The following is a 15297-nucleotide window of genomic DNA, read 5'->3' on the forward strand; positions in this document are numbered from 1 at the left end:
CAGCCTCAGTCGCGCTGAAACAACAAGTCCCAGACCCCATGTCCGAGGCGCTCGCCGCGAGCCTCAAACTTGGTCAGAGGCCGGTCATCAGGGCGGGGGGCATATTCGCCAGGTCCCGCCTGGTTGCTCAGTCCCCCGGCGGCAGACAGGACTTCCATCATCTGCTCGGCGTAGTTTTCCCAGTCGGTGGCCAGGTGGATAACCCCGCCCGGTTTCAGCTTGCGGGTGAGGAGGGCGACGAATTCCGGCTGTATCAACCGTCGCTTGTGATGACGTTTTTTGTGCCACGGGTCGGGGAAAAATATCTGCACCGTATCCAGTGATGCATCGGCGATGCAATCCTGCAGGACTTCGACCGCGTCGTGGCAGTAGACCCTGATGTTATCCACGCCGTCATCGGCCATGGAATGCAGCAGGCGTCCCACCCCGGGTTTGTGGACCTCGATACCGACGAAATTTTTCTCTGGCGCCGCGGCGGCCATCGCCACCAGCGACTGGCCCATGCCGAAGCCAATTTCCAGCACCCGCGGTCCCGGGCGTCCAAAGCGGGCATCGAAATCCAGGGCGCCATCACTGTGCTCCAGCCCCCAGCGCACCCAGTTCTCCTTGAAAGCACGTTCCTGTCCCGGGGTCATGCGCCCGGTGCGCAGCACGTAACTGCGGATTCTGCGGTGCTTGCTGTCGTCGCTCATATCAGCCCAGCAGTTTCCAGCCGACCGCTGCCAGACAGGCCCAGCCGGCAATAAACGCCAGACCGCCCAGCGGGGTGACAGCACCCAGCCACTTCACGCCGGTGAGGGCGAGAAGATAGAGACTGCCTGAAAAAACAACGGTGCCGATGAGGAACAACCAGCCGGCACTCTTGAGCAACATCGTCTGGGGGTGGTTGAGCGCAATCACGCCCACGGCCAGCAGGGCCAGTGCATGGTAAAAGTGGTACTGCACCGCCGTTTCGAACACACCCATCTGGTACTCATCCAGGCGGTTGCGCAGCCCGTGGGCGCCAAAGGCGCCAAACACAACGGCGAGCATGCCACTGAGTGATGCGAGGGTAATAAAGAGTTTTGCCATGGTAGGTGCTACCCCTGAAATGCCGGAGCCCTCTGGAAGACGATGATGTTGATGTCAATCATCGCCTCCCGAGAGGGCTCCTTCAAGCGTGTTGGTCTAATCAGGCGGCGATCGCGGCCTTCAACTTTTTCATCGCATTGGCTTCCAACTGGCGAATTCGCTCAGCGGACACACCATACTGGTCGGCCAGCTCATGCAGTGTGGCTTTTTCATCTGCCAGCCAACGCTGGGCCAGAATATCGCGGCTGCGCTCGTCGAGGTCCGACAGCGCACTGTGCAACCGGCTTTCCGAATTTTCCTGCCAGTCACCCTCTTCCACCGCGGTGGCCGGGTCGGAGCTCTGGTCCTCCAGGAAGTACTGGGGGGCCTGCCAGTTGTCCTCTTCGTCGCCGTCGGTGGGCAGGTCGTAAGCGAGGTCGCGGCTGGCCAGGCGGCCCTCCATACGATGAACCTCCTTCACATCCACACCCAGGTCCTCGGCAACTGCCTTGGCTTCGTCGGCGCTGAGCCAGGAAAGACTTTTCTTCTGGCTGCGCAGGTTGAAGAACAGCTTGCGCTGAGCCTTGGTGGTGGCCACTTTCACAATACGCCAGTTGCGCAGGATGAACTCGTGCATCTCGGCCTTGATCCAGTGCACGGCAAAAGACACCAGACGTACACCCTTCTCCGGATTGAAGCGTTTTACCGCCTTCATCAGGCCCACGTTGCCCTCCTGAATGAGGTCGGCTTCCGCCAGGCCATAACCGGAGTAGCTGCGCGCGATATGCACCACAAACCGCAGGTGGGACATAACCAGTTCCCGGGCCGCGTTGAGGTTGTCGTTGTAGTAGAGATCCTCGGCAAGCTCGCGCTCGCGTTCGGGGCTAAGTACGGGGATGCTGCCAACGGCCTGGACATAGGCCGCGAGATTAGCTCCCGGTACCATCTGGTCTACAGGTTGCAGGCTGTTACTCATACTCGGTTCTCCATAAATTGGCGGGCAATATTAGCACTCTTTGTATTAGAGTGCTAATCACGGAAAAGTTCCCTGTCATTGAAAATTTTTATTAGTCAAATATCAATATAATCAATAGCTTAGCATGAATAAGCGAAGGGCTTTTGTCAGCGGGGCTGGATCGCCGCCAAATGCCGGCTTACCGCCAGCCAGGCGCCCGCCAGCCCGAGCAGGCCGCCCAGTATCAACAGGTTGAGAGCCCCCATCAATCCCAGTCCACGAAGGACGAAATCACTCTGGTAGAGCGCGGCCAGATCGGCCACGGGAGCAGACAGGAACCAGAGGGACAGGCTGACCAGGAGAGCGGCGGACAGACCGCCGCCCACACCGTACCAAAGCCCGGTGTACAGGAAAGGTCGGCGAACAAAGGGATTACTGCCACCCACCAGCTTGACGATGACGATCTCTTCCCGCCGGTTTTCAATCGCCAGGCGAATGGTATTGCCCAGAATTAACACCACCCCCAGTACCAGCAGGGCACCAATAGCCATCACCAGGCGGCGGCTCAACTCCATCAGGCTGTTTAGCCTTTGCAGCCACTCCATGTCCAGCACGGCTTCGGCGACATCGGGGTTTGCGGCCAACTGGGCGCGCAGGCCTGAAGTGCCGTCTTCATCCGCGGATGGCGCGGGGGTTACCAGCAAGAGGTTGGGCAAGGGGTTGTCCTCCAGGCTGGCCAGGACATCGGCAAACCCGGAAAGCGCACTGAACTCGGCCAGGGCATCCTCGCGGGAGACGAACAGCACATCGTCCACGTCGTCCCTGGCCCGGATCTGCCCGGCCAGCGCCCGGGCCTGTTCGCTGCTCACGCCCTCTTCCATAAACAGCGAGATCTGGGACGGACTGTCCCAGCCGGTGCTGAGCTCGGTGACGTTGTCCAGGGCGACATCCAGCCCCACCGGCAGCGCCAGGGCAATGCCGATCACCAGCCAGGTCATCAGGCTGGATACCAGGTTGTCCAGCACCCGTTGCAGACTGTCGGCTGCCGACAGCCGGTGGTGCCGCAGCCAGGCGTGGTAACGGTCGGAAAAACGGGCACGACTCTGCACCGCCCCTTCGGCCCTCACCCTGTTCACAACCCACCTCCGGTCACCAGGCGGCCTTCGCGCAGGGTAATGATGCGGTGACGCAACCGGGAGATGAGCGCCAGGTCGTGACTGGCGATCAATACGGTCACACCCACCTGATTGAACTCCTCGAACAGCTGCATGATCTCCGCGGAGAGCGCCGGGTCAAGGTTACCCGTGGGTTCGTCAGCCAACAGGATTTTCGGCTTGCCCACCACGGCCCGGGCGATACCCACCCGCTGCTGTTCGCCACCAGACAGGGTCACCGGCATGGCCCGCTCGCGCTTCAGCAGGCCGACCTTGTCCAGCGCCGCCCGCACCCGCCGGCCAATTTCCCGGTAGTCGTAGCCGGCAATAATCAGCGGCAGGGCCACATTGTCAAACACCGGTCGATCGAACAGTAATTGATGGTTCTGGAACACCACCCCGATGTCACGGCGATGCGCCGGGATACTGCGGTTGGGAACCCGGGCCAGGTCGATACCGTCGACCGAGACCATGCCCCGGGTCGCCCGGTCCATCAGCATGATCAGGCGCATCAGGGTGCTTTTGCCGGCACCGGAATGGCCGGTGAGAAACACCAGCTCGTCACGGGCGATGTCAAAGCTGACCTCGCGCAGGGCATCGTGGCCCTCCGCATAGCGCTTGCTGACCCGTTCAAAGCTGATCATGCAGCAGGATCATCCCCGGCAAACAATGCTTCGATAAATGGCTCCGCTTCAAAGGGCCGCAAGTCGTCAGCTGACTCGCCGATGCCGATAAAGCGGATCGGCAGTCCGAGCTTGCGGGCGATGGCGAAAATCACGCCTCCCTTGGCGGTACCGTCAAGCTTGGTCAGGGTGATGCCGGATACCCCCACCCACTGGCGGAAATGGTCCGCCTGGGCCAGGGCGTTCTGGCCGGTGCCCGCGTCCAGCACCAGCATGACTTCGTGGGGCGCCGAGTCATCCAGCTTGCCCATTACCCGGACCACCTTTTTCAGCTCTTCCATCAGGTTGTCCTTGTTGTGCAACCTGCCGGCGGTATCGGCGATCAGTACATCAATCTGCCTGGCCTGGGCAGCCTGCAGCGCATCGAACACCACCGAGGCGCTATCGGCGCCGGTGTGCTGGGCTATCACCGGAACCTGGTTGCGCTCACCCCACACCTGCAACTGCTCAACCGCCGCGGCCCGGAACGTGTCACCCGCTGCCAGCATCACCGAGTGCCCCTGTGCCTGGAACCGCTTTGCCAGTTTGCCGATTGTCGTTGTCTTGCCTACACCGTTAACCCCCACCATCAGCATCACATAGGGTTTGTTAGCACTTACTGACAAGGGCTGTTCGCAGGGCTTGAGCAGGGCCAGCAATTCTTCTTTCAGGGCTCCCTGCAGGGCCTGGGGGTCGGTCAGTTCCTTGCGCGAGACCCGTTGGGTGAGGTGCTCGATGATCTCCATCGTCGCTTCTACTCCCACGTCGGCCATCAGCAGGCGGGACTCCAGTTCCTCCAGCAGGTCCGCATCGATTTCCTTGCGGCCCAGAAACAGGTTGCCCAATCCCTGGACCAGGTTATCGCTGGTCTTGCCCAGACCACGGCGCAGGCGGCTGAAAAAGCCGGGCTTTTCCCGGGTGGCGGGAGTGACTGCCGGGGCTGCCGTTGGCGCTGCCGGTGCCGTCGGCTCAGCGGGCCTGGCCGCCGCTGCTGTCGCCTGTTCGGCCACTGCCGACGGTTCAACAGGTGCCACCGCAGTTGGCGCGGATTCCGTTGGTACCGATTCCGTTGCTGCGACTTCCGCCTGCACGGGCAGGGGTTCAGGCACCGGTTCTGGCACGGCTTCTGTGCTCCTTGACGGGACAGCGGCAGCTGTCGCCGGAGGAGTGGCAGCGCTTCCCGCACTCCCCTCCGGCAGATCTTCTTTTCCCGCCGCCGAATCGGCGCTCACCGGTACTGCCGCTTCCTCGGCAGGCGCGGGCGCCTCCGGCTTTTTATTGCGTTTGAAAAATTTCATATTGGTCGTGTTAGAGTCTGCGGTCACCAGAGGGGCGGCCGCGAAAGGGCCTATCCTACCACTGCTTCACAGAGTGATTAAATGTCGCGAGGCACAAAAGCGCGAGGCCGGGCCAGTCAGCTGCGCATCATCGGCGGCCAGTGGCGGGGGCGCAAGCTGTCATTCCGGCCGGTCGCGGGGCTGCGCCCCACCACAGACCGGGTCAGGGAGACCCTGTTCAACTGGCTGGCACCGGATATCCACGCCGCCCGCTGCCTCGACCTGTTCGCCGGCAGCGGGGTCCTCGGCCTGGAGGCCCTGTCACGGGGTGCCGCCAGCTGCGATTTTGTCGAGCGGGACGCTGCCACCCTGGGCCAGGTCGAGAATCATTTGGCGACCCTGGATGCCAGGGACCGGGGCCACTGCCACCGGATCGGGGCAATCAATTTTCTTGAGCAGGCAGCCGACCGCTGGGACATCGTTTTTATCGATCCACCCTTTGGCCAGGGTCTTGTAGGCCCCAGCTGCGCGTTACTTGGGGCAAAACAACAGGTGACCGATAACGGGCTGGTCTATATCGAAACCGGCGCCAGCGAAGCGCTCCCTTCACTGCCACCTGGCTGGGAACTGCACCGGGAGAAAAAAGCCGGCGACGTGTGTTACCGGCTGTTCGTTGTCCGGTCAGCGTGAATCGGGTTACCATCCGCTGCATCTTCTTCCACTGCCAGGCAGACAGCAATGCGCACCAATACGGTCATTTACCCGGGTACCTTCGACCCCATCACCAACGGTCATGTCAATCTTGCGGAACGCGCTGCCCGACTGTTTGACAAAGTGGTGGTCGCCATCGCCCACAGCGAGAAGAAAACACCCCTGTTCAATCTGGACAAGCGGGTGGAGCTGTGCCGGACTGCCCTGTCACACCTGGATAATGTGGAAGTGACCGGATTCAGCAATCTGCTGACAGATTTTGCCAAGAGCCAGGGAGCACGCTGTGTGTTACGAGGCTTGCGCGCGGTGGCGGATTTTGAATACGAGTTTCAGCTGGCCAACATGAATCGGGCAATATACCCGGAATTCGAGAGCATCTTCCTCACACCCTCGGAACATCTATCTTTCATTTCGTCGTCGCTGGTGCGGGAAATCGCCGCGCTGAACGGCGACATCACGCCCTTTGTGCCGGCGCCAGTGGCGGCGGCACTTCAGGCGCGCTTTTCCTGAAATAGCGTGGTCGGGCCGGGAGCAGGCGAAGACTTCGCGGCTTAACCTTCCTCGCGTGCGGCGCGAATGGCGTCGACGTCCTTGTGGGTATAACCGGTGTTACGACAACCCAGGCAACGCATGAACGTGGACTCACCGGGCCCCAGGATCAGGGTCTCCGCTGCTTCACCGGCGTGTCCCGCCAGCAGGGTGAACGGCAGGCTCACCAGCCAGACCGCGGCACCGCCCGCTGTCATCACCAGACCCACGGGCCTGGCCACCAGCAGATCTCCCACCATGGCCCATTCGTTAGGGCTTTCATCGATTGCCGATTCTGCCAGCAGTGCCTGCGGCACCATCAGGCAGGAAATCATGAGGGCTGTTACCAGGCGACGAGCGCCTTTGCTTCTTGTCATTGTATTACTCCCCGAGGTCCCATCCCCGTCCCCTATGGAGTTTTTAGTGTAGCCTGTTCATCGCTGGCAGGCCACGCAGTACACCGTAGTTCGCTGACTAATTCGACTTTCTTGCATTTTTTTCCCACATTGCTTGCAGGGCAGGCCCTCGCGCCCATAGGCAAACAGCTGCTGGGCGAAGTACCCGGGCTTACCGTCACCGCCAACAAAGTCTCGCAGGGTTGTACCCCCCTGCTCTATAGCCGAAGTAAGCACTTGCTTTACACGCTCAGCCAGCACCTGGTAGCGAGCCCGGGAGATACGCCCGGCAGCCCGGTCGGGACGGATGCCGGCAAGGAACAGCGCCTCGTTGGCGTAAATATTACCAACCCCAACCACGATCTTCTGGTCCATGAGAAACGATTTGACCGGCCCCCTGCGCCCCCGGGAGCGTCGATACAGCAGGTCTCCGTCGAAATCCGCGGACAGCGGTTCCGGGCCCAGCCCCACCAGCAGTGGGTGCGCTTCACCTGCGGGCTGCCACAGGCAGCACCCGAACCGCCGGGGGTCGTTATAGCGGAGGATCTTGTCGCCCGACAACACAATATCGAAGTGGTCGTGAAATGCGGCGGGCTCCGCCGGGTCCACCAGGCGCAGGGACCCGGACATTCCGAGGTGCAGCAACACATATCCCGGCGCAGTGTGGAACAACAGGTACTTGGCACGGCGGTGCACCGCAGTAATTCGCTGCCCTTCTATCATTGCCGGCAGGTCATCGGGAATCGGCCAGCGCAGGCGGGGCTCACGTACAAGCATGGCCTTGATTTCGCGACCATCCACATGGGGGGCAACTCCACGGCGGGTGGTCTCTACCTCTGGCAGTTCAGGCATTGGGCGGTATCGCTGGTTGGGGGTGGCAATGATACCCCGGCTACAGGCACAAAAAACCCCGGCAATGTCCGGGGTTTTTCGACGTACGCTGGGGGAGGCTTACTTGATCTTGCCTTCCTTATACATCACGTGCTTGCGGGCGACGGGATCGTATTTCTTCATTTCCAGCTTGTCTGGGGTGGTGCGCTTGTTTTTGTCTGTGGTGTAGAAGTGACCAGTGCCAGCAGACGAATTCATGCGAACTTTTTCTCTCATCGGACTACTCCTTATACCTTCTCGCCACGGGCGCGGATATCATCGAGAACGCTTTCAATGCCGTTCTTGTCGATGATGCGCATGCCCTTGGAGGAAACCCGCAGGCTGACGAAGCGCTTCTCGGATTCCACCCAAAAACGGTGCTTGTGGAGGTTGGGCAAAAAACGACGACGGGTACGGTTTTTTGCGTGTGATACGTTGTTTCCGGTAACCGGACGCTTGCCGGTGACCTGACATACTCTTGCCATGATCCTGTCTCTCCCAAATCGCAGGGAATTAATAAATAAGAGGCTTTTACGGGCCCAAAAAAGGGACCCCAGCCGCGCGGAGCGCGACTTTATACCAGAACAGCCACCCCATAGCAAGAAATACCCACGCCAGGTTTTGAGCGCCGCCGGGCTTTACAGCAGTCCTCCCTCGGCAAAGGAGAACTCCTGGCCCGCGCCGACAATGATGTGATCCAGCACCCGGATGTCGAGCAGCCCCAGTGCCGCCACCAGGCGCTCGGTAATCCGGCGATCGGCACTGCTGGGCTCGGCCACGCCGGAGGGGTGGTTATGGGCGAAAATGACGGCAGCGGCGCGGTACTGCAGGGCCCTAACGGCCACTTCCCTGGGGTATACCGCCGCCCCGTCAATGGTACCCAGAAACAGGTCGTCGCAACGAATAACCCGGTGCTGGTTGTCGAGAAATATGACGCTGAACACTTCCCTCACCTGGGCTCCGAGATGGTGTTGCAGGAATCGCCGGGTGCGCTGGGGACTGGATAATACATCAGCGTCTTCCAACTGTTGCAGCGCCAGCCGCCGTGCCAGCTCAACCGAGGCCTGCAGCAGCGCATACTTGGCACGACCCACACCCTGGCAGGCCAGTATACTGGCGGGGTCTGCCCGCAACAGCCCGGCCAGGCCACCGAACTGCTGCAGCAATTGCCGGGCCAGCACTACCGCATTGCAGTCCCGGTAACCGGTCCGCAGCAACACCGCCAACAACTCTGCGTCGGCCAGGCTTCCCGGGCCCCGCAACATCAACCTGTCCCTCGGGCCCTCTCCCGGCTCCCATGCCTGATCTGCCACAACGCGCCTCCCTGAGCCCGCCCCCGGTGTCAAATAAAGGAAGCAGGTGGTATCTTTCCATGCCTTCGGGCAACAATTGTGGCAATTCAGGTCCAGCAATGGCACATCTATTTAATCGCAATGTCCTCCTTGGCGTGAGCGGCGGGATTGCCGCGTACAAGTCGGCAGAATTGGTGCGCCAGCTGCAGGAACTGGGTGCTACCGTGCGGGTCATCATGACCCGGGGTGCGCGCGAGTTCATCACCCCGCTAACGCTGCAGGCGCTATCGGGACATCCGGTGCACACGGAGCTGCTGGACGAGGAAGCAGAACAGGGTATGGGCCATATTGAGCTCGCCCGCTGGGCAGACCTGCTGCTGATAGCCCCCGCCACTGCGGATGTCATTGCCCGCCTGGCCGCCGGTCGCGGCGATGACCTGCTGACCACGGTCGCCCTGGCCACGGCAGCACCCAAACTCATCGCCCCGGCCATGAACCAGCAGATGTGGCGTGATCCGGCGACCACAGCCAACGTGGCCACCCTGACCCAGCGAGGTTTCAGGATGACAGGCCCGGCCGCCGGGGAACAGGCCTGCGGCGACGTGGGTCCGGGCCGCATGGAACAGCCGCCGGTGATCGCCGAGGCAGCGGCGTCGCTGTTCAGCAGCGGGTTGCTGGCGGGAAAGCGCGTGCTTATCACCGCCGGACCCACCCGGGAGGCGCTGGACCCGGTGCGTTACATCTCCAATCACAGCTCGGGCAGGATGGGCTATGCGCTGGCAACAGCAGCCGTCGACGCCGGCGCCCGCACCACGCTGGTCAGCGGGCCCGTCAACCTGCCGGTGCCTGAACACGTCCAGTGTCACCGGGTGGAAAGCGCCCTGGAAATGCTGGAAAAATGCCAGCAACTGGTGGCCGACTGCGACATCTTTATCGCCTGTGCGGCGGTCGCCGACTATCGTCCCGCACAGGTGCAACCGCAGAAGATCAAGAAAGGCGACGACACCACCACCCTCGAGCTGGTGAAAAACCCTGACATTGTCAGCACCGTGGCCGCCAGCGAGAACGGCCCTTTCACGGTGGGTTTCGCCGCCGAGACCCGGGATGTGCTGCACTACGCGCGTTCCAAAATGCAGCGCAAGAGCCTCGACATGATCATCGCCAATGATGTCTCCGACAGCAGCATCGGTTTCAACAGTGCGGAAAACGAGGTCACGGTGCTGTGGCCAGGCGGGGAACAGACCCTGGCCCGCGCCAACAAGGCGGCTATCGCCCGCCAGATCGTGGAGTTAATCGCCAATCACCGCTAAACCCGCGACCCATGAACAAAAAATCGCAATCCGCGTTCACCCGAAGCGCGGGGCGTAATATCATTTGCTGCAAGCCACTGTCGGCCAGGGATAATGCTGAATCACCTAAAAAAGAAGAAACAGGGCGCCCCCGGGGAGCCAAAACGCCAGGCTGCGAGTAATCCCCAGGGCATTGCGGCCGACGGCAACGCCACCTACAAAACCGTGGGCACGGGCCTGCTGGTCACACTGCTGGTGGTACTGGGCAGTTTCGCCTACCTGTTGCTGCTTCGCGAACCCGCCGTCAAAACCCAACAGGCGGACCGGGTTGCCGGTGCCTATGCCACCCAGCAGGCGACCAACATCAACGCTCGTATCTCACTGATGCGCGAACGCCTGCAGAGTACCGCCCAATCGCCACTGGCCCTTGCGGCCATTGCCAGTCGCGGGAGGCAGGAAATTGACAGCCTGGAACAGGCGGTGCTGGACTACTTCCCCGACCTGTTGACCCTGCGGCTCATACCTGTCGGCGACATGGGTACCGCAGAATTCGAGCGGGGTACCCAAGGCCTGCGCAACCATATAGAGGTCGACTTGGTCAGGCGCACCGCCAGGGGTCAACAAACCCTGCCGGAGGCTTTTCAGTTCGAGGACCACTGGCTGACCACCATTGCAGAACTGGTGAAACATCCGGAGCGCGACGACCGGCGCGCCGTGCTGGTTGCCACCATCGATAACGAGGCCTTCTCCAGGGAGCTGCGGGCACTGAACGCCGACACCGGCAGGTACGCACTGGAGCAGATCTACACCGCCAGCGATGGCAAAACCAGCACCAACATTATCGCCCAGGCAGGCAGCGCCAGCGCCAGCGAGTACCAGCGCTACGCAACCATCCCCGACACCAACTGGCGTATCGCCTTTACCCCCTCGGCAGACCTGATTGCCTCGCTGGGGGCCTCCAGCGTGCCGATTTATCTGGTTCTTGCACTCTGCCTGGCGGCGGCCCTTGGTGGTTTTGCCATCGTTGCGGTGCGCATTCCCAGAATTATCGAGGACGATGTCAGCCGGATGATCGCCGCAGCGGATCGCAAATCGGAACTGAGCCTGAGCGTGCCTGAGTTGGTCGCTGTCGCCCGCCAGCTGCGCCGGGCTACGCTCCGCGCCCTGCGCCAGGCTGACGGCGGTGCGAGCGCTCCACTGCCTTCCACCAATGGCGAGCTGGAAATTGCCGAGTCAGCGGATGATTTCCCCTCGGCGGCGGAGCTTGATGAGGTGCTGGAACTGGATCTGGTCATGGAGGAAGATCCGGCCGCACCGGCCACGATTCCCAGTGACTTCCCCGCCCACATCTTTCGTGCCTATGACATTCGCGGCGACGCAGCCAGCGAGCTCACCACGGAACTCATGGAGAAAATCGGCCTCGCCATCGGCACCCTGGCGGGGGAGATGCAGGAGCAGTCACTACTGGTGGGCTGTGACGGGCGCAACTCCAGCCCGGCCCTCAAGTCCGCACTGGTCAGAGCACTGATGGAATCCGGCAGGGACGTCATTGATATCGGGCTGGTGCCGACCCCGGTACTCTACTTTGCCACCCGCCACCTTAATTGCCGGTCCGGCTTGATGATTACCGGCAGCCACAACCCCAGGACCGATAACGGCCTGAAGATCGTACTCAACCGGCAGACCATTAACGCCGGCGGTATCGAGGATATTCGCGACCGCGTTATCAGGGGTGAATTCAGCAAGGGTAACGGCCGGATGATCAAGGAAGACGTTGTCCCCGCCTATATTGACGAGGTCGCCCAGGACATCGCCATCGCCGTGCCCCTCAAGGTCGTGGTGGACGCCGGCAATGGCGCCACCAGCGATGTCGCCCCCCAGTTGTTCGAAGAGCTCGGCTGTGAAGTCGTTCCCATGTACTGCAGCGTGGACGGCAACTTCCCCAACCATTCCCCCGACACCTCCAATGAGGACAACCTGCGCGCCCTGTGCGAGGCGGTCGTGCGGGAAGAAGCTGATTTCGGCGTCGCATTCGACGGCGACGGCGACCGGCTGGCTGTCGTCACCGGTTCCGGCCGCATTGTCCGCTCCGACGTGCTGCTGATGATCTTCGCCCAGGATGTGGTGTCACGGAACCCGGGGGCGGATGTTGTATTCGACGTCAAGTGCAGCCGCAACCTGACCCAAGTGATTACCCGCAACGGCGGTCGGCCGGTGTTGTGGAAGACCGGCCACGCCTTCATGAAGGAAAAGATGGCGGAGACGGGTGCCCTCCTCGGCGGCGAGTTCTCCGGCCACATGTTCTTCGGAGAACGCTGGTTCGGCTTTGACGACGGCATGTACGCCGCCGGCCGGCTGGCGGAGATCATGAGCACCCAGGGCGACAGTCTGGACGACATTATCGACGGCTTCCCCAAAACCGTGAACACCCCCGAGATCCTCATCCCGGTGGCCGAACATAACAAGTACCCGCTGATGGACCGCATTGTTCGCAACACCGACTTCTCCTCCGGCAAGGTCAATACCATGGATGGCATACGTGTCGATTTTTCCGAGGGCTGGGGCCTGCTGCGGGCTTCCAATACCAATCCGGTACTCACTGCCCGCTTTGAGGCGACCAGCGAGGAAGCACTGGAAATGATCATGAACGAGTTCCGCGAGCAAATCGCGCTGGTGGACTCTACCTTGCAACTGAACTTCTGAGCCGGCCCGGCTCCCACAGGTATCACATGTCACTCGACCGCGACGCAGCCCTCAATATTGCCAAGGTTCTTACTGAGGCCCTGCCCTACATCCAGCGCTTTACCGGCAAAACGGTGGTGGTCAAGTTTGGCGGCAACGCCATGGTCGACCCCGAGCTACACGAGAGTTTTGCCCGCGACGTGGTGCTGATGAAGCTGGTGGGAATGAACCCTGTGGTCGTCCATGGCGGCGGCCCGCAAATCGGCAAGCTGCTGGAAAAGCTCAACATTCACACCGAATTCGTCGACGGCATGCGGGTCACCGATGCCGAGACCATGGATGTGGTTGAAATGGTGCTGGGAGGAAGCGTCAACAAGGAGATCGTCTCTTCCATCAACCGAAACGGCGGCAAGGCGATTGGGGTGACCGGAAAGGACGGCCAGCTGATCCGCGCCCGCAAGCTCAAGGTAACCCGCCACAGCCCGGAGCTGGATGCATCAGAGATTATCGACATCGGTCACGTGGGCGAGGTCGACCAGATCGATACCGAGGTGCTGTCGGTTATCCTCAACAGTAATTTCATTCCCGTTATCGCGCCCATCGGGGTAGACCGCCAGGGCAACAGCTACAACATCAATGCAGATCTGGTGGCGGGTAAGCTGTCGGAAGTCATGCAGGCGGAAAAACTGATGCTGCTGACCAACGTCTCCGGGCTGCTGGACAAGAATGGTGACATCCTCACCGGCCTCAGCACCAAAGAGGTCGACGGGCTGATTGCCGATGGCACCATCCACGGCGGCATGCTGCCCAAAATCAGCTGCGCCCTGGACGCGGTCAAATCCGGGGTAGCCAGTTCTCACATTATCGACGGCCGGGTGCCTCACGCCGTGCTGCTGGAAATCTTCACCGACGAGGGTATTGGCACCCTGATTACCAACAAGCGCGACTGATTTTGTGACCCAGTGCGCGCTGGCACTATATTCTCAGCCATTTTTCGCGGTTGCTTATTGCAGCGCTCACGGGTAATCGCTAGCATGGTGAATAACCCGAGCGACGCGTACTTTTCATGCCTCCCAGAAAGTCCCAACGGCGCCAGCAAATTCTGGAAGCTCTTGCCCAGATGCTGGAGGCCAACCCCGGCAACCGGATCACCACTGCGGGACTGGCAATACAGGTAGGCGTATCGGAAGCCGCCCTCTACCGACATTTCCCCAGCAAATCCAAGATGTTCGAGGGTTTGATCGAATTTATCGAGGACACCCTGTTCAGCCGCATCAAGCTCATTCTCAGTGAAGAGCCCAGCGCTGCGGGACGTTGCGAGAAAATGCTGATGCTGTTGCTGGCCTTCACCGAGCGCAACCCGGGCATTACCCGGATTCTCACCGGCGACGCACTTGCCGGTGAGACCGAGCGCCTGCACCTGCGGGTGGCCCAGTTGTTTGATCGTTTTGAGACCCAGCTCAGGCAGGTCATCAGGGAGGCCGAGATGCGCGAGGGACTGCGCCCGGTAATCCCCTTGCCGGCCGCTGCCAACCTGTTGATGGCCGCCGCCGAGGGTCGCATTTCCCAATACGTGCGCTCGGGCTTCAAACGCTCACCGACGCAGGACTGGAAACTCCAGTGGGACCTGCTGATGGACGGTTTCTTCAAGGAGGCTGTGAGCCAGCCACACCCGGGGCAGGGTGGCTTTGCCCAGCCGCTGAGCCAGGGCTGAGACCCCGGCCCTTTAGCGGCGCGGGTCTTCGCGCATGTTTTTCTGCTTTTCCGCCCGCTGCCGGGCCATCATATTGCGCCGGAATTCCACCATATCCAGCAGCACACCAAAGCGCTCGATATCCGCTTCATAGGCGGCCTGCACCGCCTTGATCTCTTCATTACGATCGGCGATGGCACGGTCTGTAATCGCGATTTCTGACTGCAGATCGGCAATCGCCTGCAGCCGGGCCTCGTCCACCTGCTTGCCCATACGCTCCATCTCGGCAGCCTGGGCCTGGTAGTTTTCCACCTGCTGTTTCAGCGAGCGCTTGTTGGACTTGAGAATGCTCACCCGAATCCGCAGGTCGCGCAGGGCGCGCTCCTGGGCAGCCTCGATGTCCTCAATGGTGCTGTAGCGCAGCAGCAGGGCCTCGTCCCATTCCCGCAACCGCGCCTGTTCGGCCAGGGCCTCCTCTTCCAGACGTTTGCGGGCGTCGGCCTCTTTCTGCTCTTCCTCGGTCAGTTCCCGGGGCACCACACGCATCACCACGCCTTCGTCGTTGAGGATCTCGTACCCTTTTTTGACGTATTCCGGCGGCACCTGGTAGTCGACCACCGTGCTGCCCTCATCGTTGATATAACGGTAAAGCTCCACGGCGAAAGCCGGAAGCGGCAGCACAACAAGTGCCGCGGCAGCAATAAAAGCGGATAGTAGGGGCTGCTTGCAATTCATGCCG

Annotated in this window: 18 protein-coding genes; 6 read left to right on the top strand and 12 right to left on the bottom strand. The window is 61.2% G+C overall.

Going from position 1 to position 15297, the window contains the following annotated elements; translation table 11 throughout:
- Nucleotides 1–5: 5 nt before the first annotated feature.
- The 6 genes from trmB to ftsY form a co-directional block, all read right to left on the bottom strand.
- Nucleotides 6–692: a tRNA (guanosine(46)-N7)-methyltransferase TrmB gene (gene trmB / locus E2F43_RS05535; RefSeq protein ID WP_133210387.1), complete on the bottom strand. Its 687-nt coding sequence runs from the start codon at nt 690–692 to the stop codon at nt 6–8.
- Between the two features lies 1 nt (nt 693).
- The gene (locus tag E2F43_RS05540) at nt 694–1071 is read right to left on the bottom strand and encodes a DUF423 domain-containing protein (protein WP_133210389.1); all 378 of its coding nucleotides are present in this window, start codon (nt 1069–1071) and stop codon (nt 694–696) included.
- Between the two features lie 100 nt (nt 1072–1171).
- Nucleotides 1172–2026, bottom strand: a complete 855-nt coding sequence (gene rpoH / locus E2F43_RS05545; RefSeq protein ID WP_133210391.1) for an RNA polymerase sigma factor RpoH — start codon at nt 2024–2026, stop codon at nt 1172–1174.
- Between the two features lie 146 nt (nt 2027–2172).
- Entirely contained in the window at nt 2173–3141 is a 969-nt protein-coding gene (ftsX, locus tag E2F43_RS05550) for a permease-like cell division protein FtsX (RefSeq protein WP_238946755.1), read from the bottom strand.
- Complete coding sequence (ftsE, locus tag E2F43_RS05555; protein WP_133210393.1) at nt 3138–3803, bottom strand: cell division ATP-binding protein FtsE; 666 nt, start codon at nt 3801–3803, stop codon at nt 3138–3140. Before ftsE ends, ftsX begins: the two co-directional genes overlap by 4 nt.
- Nucleotides 3800–5119, bottom strand: a complete 1320-nt coding sequence (gene ftsY / locus E2F43_RS05560) for a signal recognition particle-docking protein FtsY (RefSeq protein WP_133210395.1) — start codon at nt 5117–5119, stop codon at nt 3800–3802. Before ftsY ends, ftsE begins: the two co-directional genes overlap by 4 nt.
- Nucleotides 5120–5200: 81 nt before the next feature.
- Between ftsY and rsmD the strand changes: the two genes are divergently transcribed.
- Complete coding sequence (gene rsmD / locus E2F43_RS05565; protein WP_133210397.1) at nt 5201–5788, top strand: 16S rRNA (guanine(966)-N(2))-methyltransferase RsmD; 588 nt, start codon at nt 5201–5203, stop codon at nt 5786–5788.
- Between the two features lie 48 nt (nt 5789–5836).
- Nucleotides 5837–6319 carry a pantetheine-phosphate adenylyltransferase gene (gene coaD / locus E2F43_RS05570; protein ID WP_133210399.1) on the top strand — a complete coding sequence of 161 codons (483 nt, stop codon included), beginning with the start codon at nt 5837–5839 and terminating at the stop codon, nt 6317–6319.
- A 41-nt stretch (nt 6320–6360) separates the two neighbouring features.
- Here coaD and E2F43_RS05575 read toward each other — a convergent pair whose 3' ends face one another.
- The 5 genes from E2F43_RS05575 to radC all read right to left on the bottom strand — a co-directional run bounded on the left by E2F43_RS05575 (nt 6361) and on the right by radC (nt 8915).
- Nucleotides 6361–6714 (bottom strand): hypothetical protein, encoded by a 354-nt coding sequence (locus tag E2F43_RS05575; RefSeq protein ID WP_133210401.1) that lies wholly within the window; start codon nt 6712–6714, stop codon nt 6361–6363.
- Between the two features lie 57 nt (nt 6715–6771).
- A complete protein-coding gene (gene mutM, locus E2F43_RS05580; protein ID WP_133210403.1) occupies nt 6772–7584 on the bottom strand; it encodes a bifunctional DNA-formamidopyrimidine glycosylase/DNA-(apurinic or apyrimidinic site) lyase in 813 nt (270 codons plus the stop codon).
- A 99-nt stretch (nt 7585–7683) separates the two neighbouring features.
- Entirely contained in the window at nt 7684–7839 is a 156-nt protein-coding gene (rpmG, locus tag E2F43_RS05585) for a 50S ribosomal protein L33 (protein WP_008293439.1), read from the bottom strand.
- Between the two features lie 11 nt (nt 7840–7850).
- Nucleotides 7851–8087, bottom strand: coding sequence for a 50S ribosomal protein L28 (gene rpmB, locus E2F43_RS05590; protein WP_133210405.1), 237 nt, complete (start codon nt 8085–8087; stop codon nt 7851–7853).
- 153 nt (nt 8088–8240) lie between these two features.
- Nucleotides 8241–8915 (bottom strand): RadC family protein, encoded by a 675-nt coding sequence (gene radC / locus E2F43_RS05595; protein ID WP_133210407.1) that lies wholly within the window; start codon nt 8913–8915, stop codon nt 8241–8243.
- Between the two features lie 98 nt (nt 8916–9013).
- On the opposite strand from radC, the gene coaBC reads away from it, so the two are divergent.
- The 4 genes from coaBC (at nt 9014) to slmA (ending at nt 14579) form a co-directional block, all read left to right on the top strand.
- Nucleotides 9014–10204 (top strand): bifunctional phosphopantothenoylcysteine decarboxylase/phosphopantothenate--cysteine ligase CoaBC, encoded by a 1191-nt coding sequence (gene coaBC, locus E2F43_RS05600; RefSeq protein ID WP_133210409.1) that lies wholly within the window; start codon nt 9014–9016, stop codon nt 10202–10204.
- Nucleotides 10205–10297: 93 nt separating this feature from the next.
- Nucleotides 10298–12886, top strand: a complete 2589-nt coding sequence (locus tag E2F43_RS05605; RefSeq protein ID WP_133210411.1) for a phosphomannomutase/phosphoglucomutase — start codon at nt 10298–10300, stop codon at nt 12884–12886.
- Nucleotides 12887–12912: 26 nt separating this feature from the next.
- Nucleotides 12913–13815: an acetylglutamate kinase gene (argB, locus tag E2F43_RS05610; protein WP_133210413.1), complete on the top strand. Its 903-nt coding sequence runs from the start codon at nt 12913–12915 to the stop codon at nt 13813–13815.
- Nucleotides 13816–13931: 116 nt separating this feature from the next.
- Nucleotides 13932–14579, top strand: a complete 648-nt coding sequence (gene slmA / locus E2F43_RS05615; RefSeq protein ID WP_133210415.1) for a nucleoid occlusion factor SlmA — start codon at nt 13932–13934, stop codon at nt 14577–14579.
- A 12-nt stretch (nt 14580–14591) separates the two neighbouring features.
- On the opposite strand, the gene E2F43_RS05620 is transcribed toward slmA, so the two are convergent.
- Nucleotides 14592–15239 carry a hypothetical protein gene (locus E2F43_RS05620; RefSeq protein WP_238946756.1) on the bottom strand — a complete coding sequence of 216 codons (648 nt, stop codon included), beginning with the start codon at nt 15237–15239 and terminating at the stop codon, nt 14592–14594.
- Nucleotides 15240–15297 lie beyond the last annotated feature (58 nt).

Source organism: Seongchinamella unica, from assembly GCF_004354085.1.
In the GTDB taxonomy this organism is placed as follows: domain Bacteria; phylum Pseudomonadota; class Gammaproteobacteria; order Pseudomonadales; family Halieaceae; genus Halioglobus; species Halioglobus unicus.

Excerpts from the sequence above, each read along its gene's own strand:
- ftsY (WP_133210395.1), bottom strand. The coding sequence starts at position 5,119 with ATGAAATTTTTCAAACGCAATAAAAAGCCGGAGGCGCCCGCGCCTGCC.
- argB (WP_133210413.1), top strand. The coding sequence starts at position 12,913 with ATGTCACTCGACCGCGACGCAGCCCTCAATATTGCCAAGGTTCTTACT.
- E2F43_RS05605 (WP_133210411.1), top strand. The coding sequence starts at position 10,298 with ATGCTGAATCACCTAAAAAAGAAGAAACAGGGCGCCCCCGGGGAGCCA.
- slmA (WP_133210415.1), top strand. The coding sequence starts at position 13,932 with ATGCCTCCCAGAAAGTCCCAACGGCGCCAGCAAATTCTGGAAGCTCTT.
- ftsE (WP_133210393.1), bottom strand. The coding sequence starts at position 3,803 with ATGATCAGCTTTGAACGGGTCAGCAAGCGCTATGCGGAGGGCCACGAT.
- E2F43_RS05540 (WP_133210389.1), bottom strand. The coding sequence starts at position 1,071 with ATGGCAAAACTCTTTATTACCCTCGCATCACTCAGTGGCATGCTCGCC.
- trmB (WP_133210387.1), bottom strand. The coding sequence starts at position 692 with ATGAGCGACGACAGCAAGCACCGCAGAATCCGCAGTTACGTGCTGCGC.
- E2F43_RS05575 (WP_133210401.1), bottom strand. The coding sequence starts at position 6,714 with ATGACAAGAAGCAAAGGCGCTCGTCGCCTGGTAACAGCCCTCATGATT.
- mutM (WP_133210403.1), bottom strand. The coding sequence starts at position 7,584 with ATGCCTGAACTGCCAGAGGTAGAGACCACCCGCCGTGGAGTTGCCCCC.
- rpmG (WP_008293439.1), bottom strand. The coding sequence starts at position 7,839 with ATGAGAGAAAAAGTTCGCATGAATTCGTCTGCTGGCACTGGTCACTTC.
- rpmB (WP_133210405.1), bottom strand. The coding sequence starts at position 8,087 with ATGGCAAGAGTATGTCAGGTCACCGGCAAGCGTCCGGTTACCGGAAAC.
- coaBC (WP_133210409.1), top strand. The coding sequence starts at position 9,014 with ATGGCACATCTATTTAATCGCAATGTCCTCCTTGGCGTGAGCGGCGGG.
- rpoH (WP_133210391.1), bottom strand. The coding sequence starts at position 2,026 with ATGAGTAACAGCCTGCAACCTGTAGACCAGATGGTACCGGGAGCTAAT.
- rsmD (WP_133210397.1), top strand. The coding sequence starts at position 5,201 with ATGTCGCGAGGCACAAAAGCGCGAGGCCGGGCCAGTCAGCTGCGCATC.
- coaD (WP_133210399.1), top strand. The coding sequence starts at position 5,837 with ATGCGCACCAATACGGTCATTTACCCGGGTACCTTCGACCCCATCACC.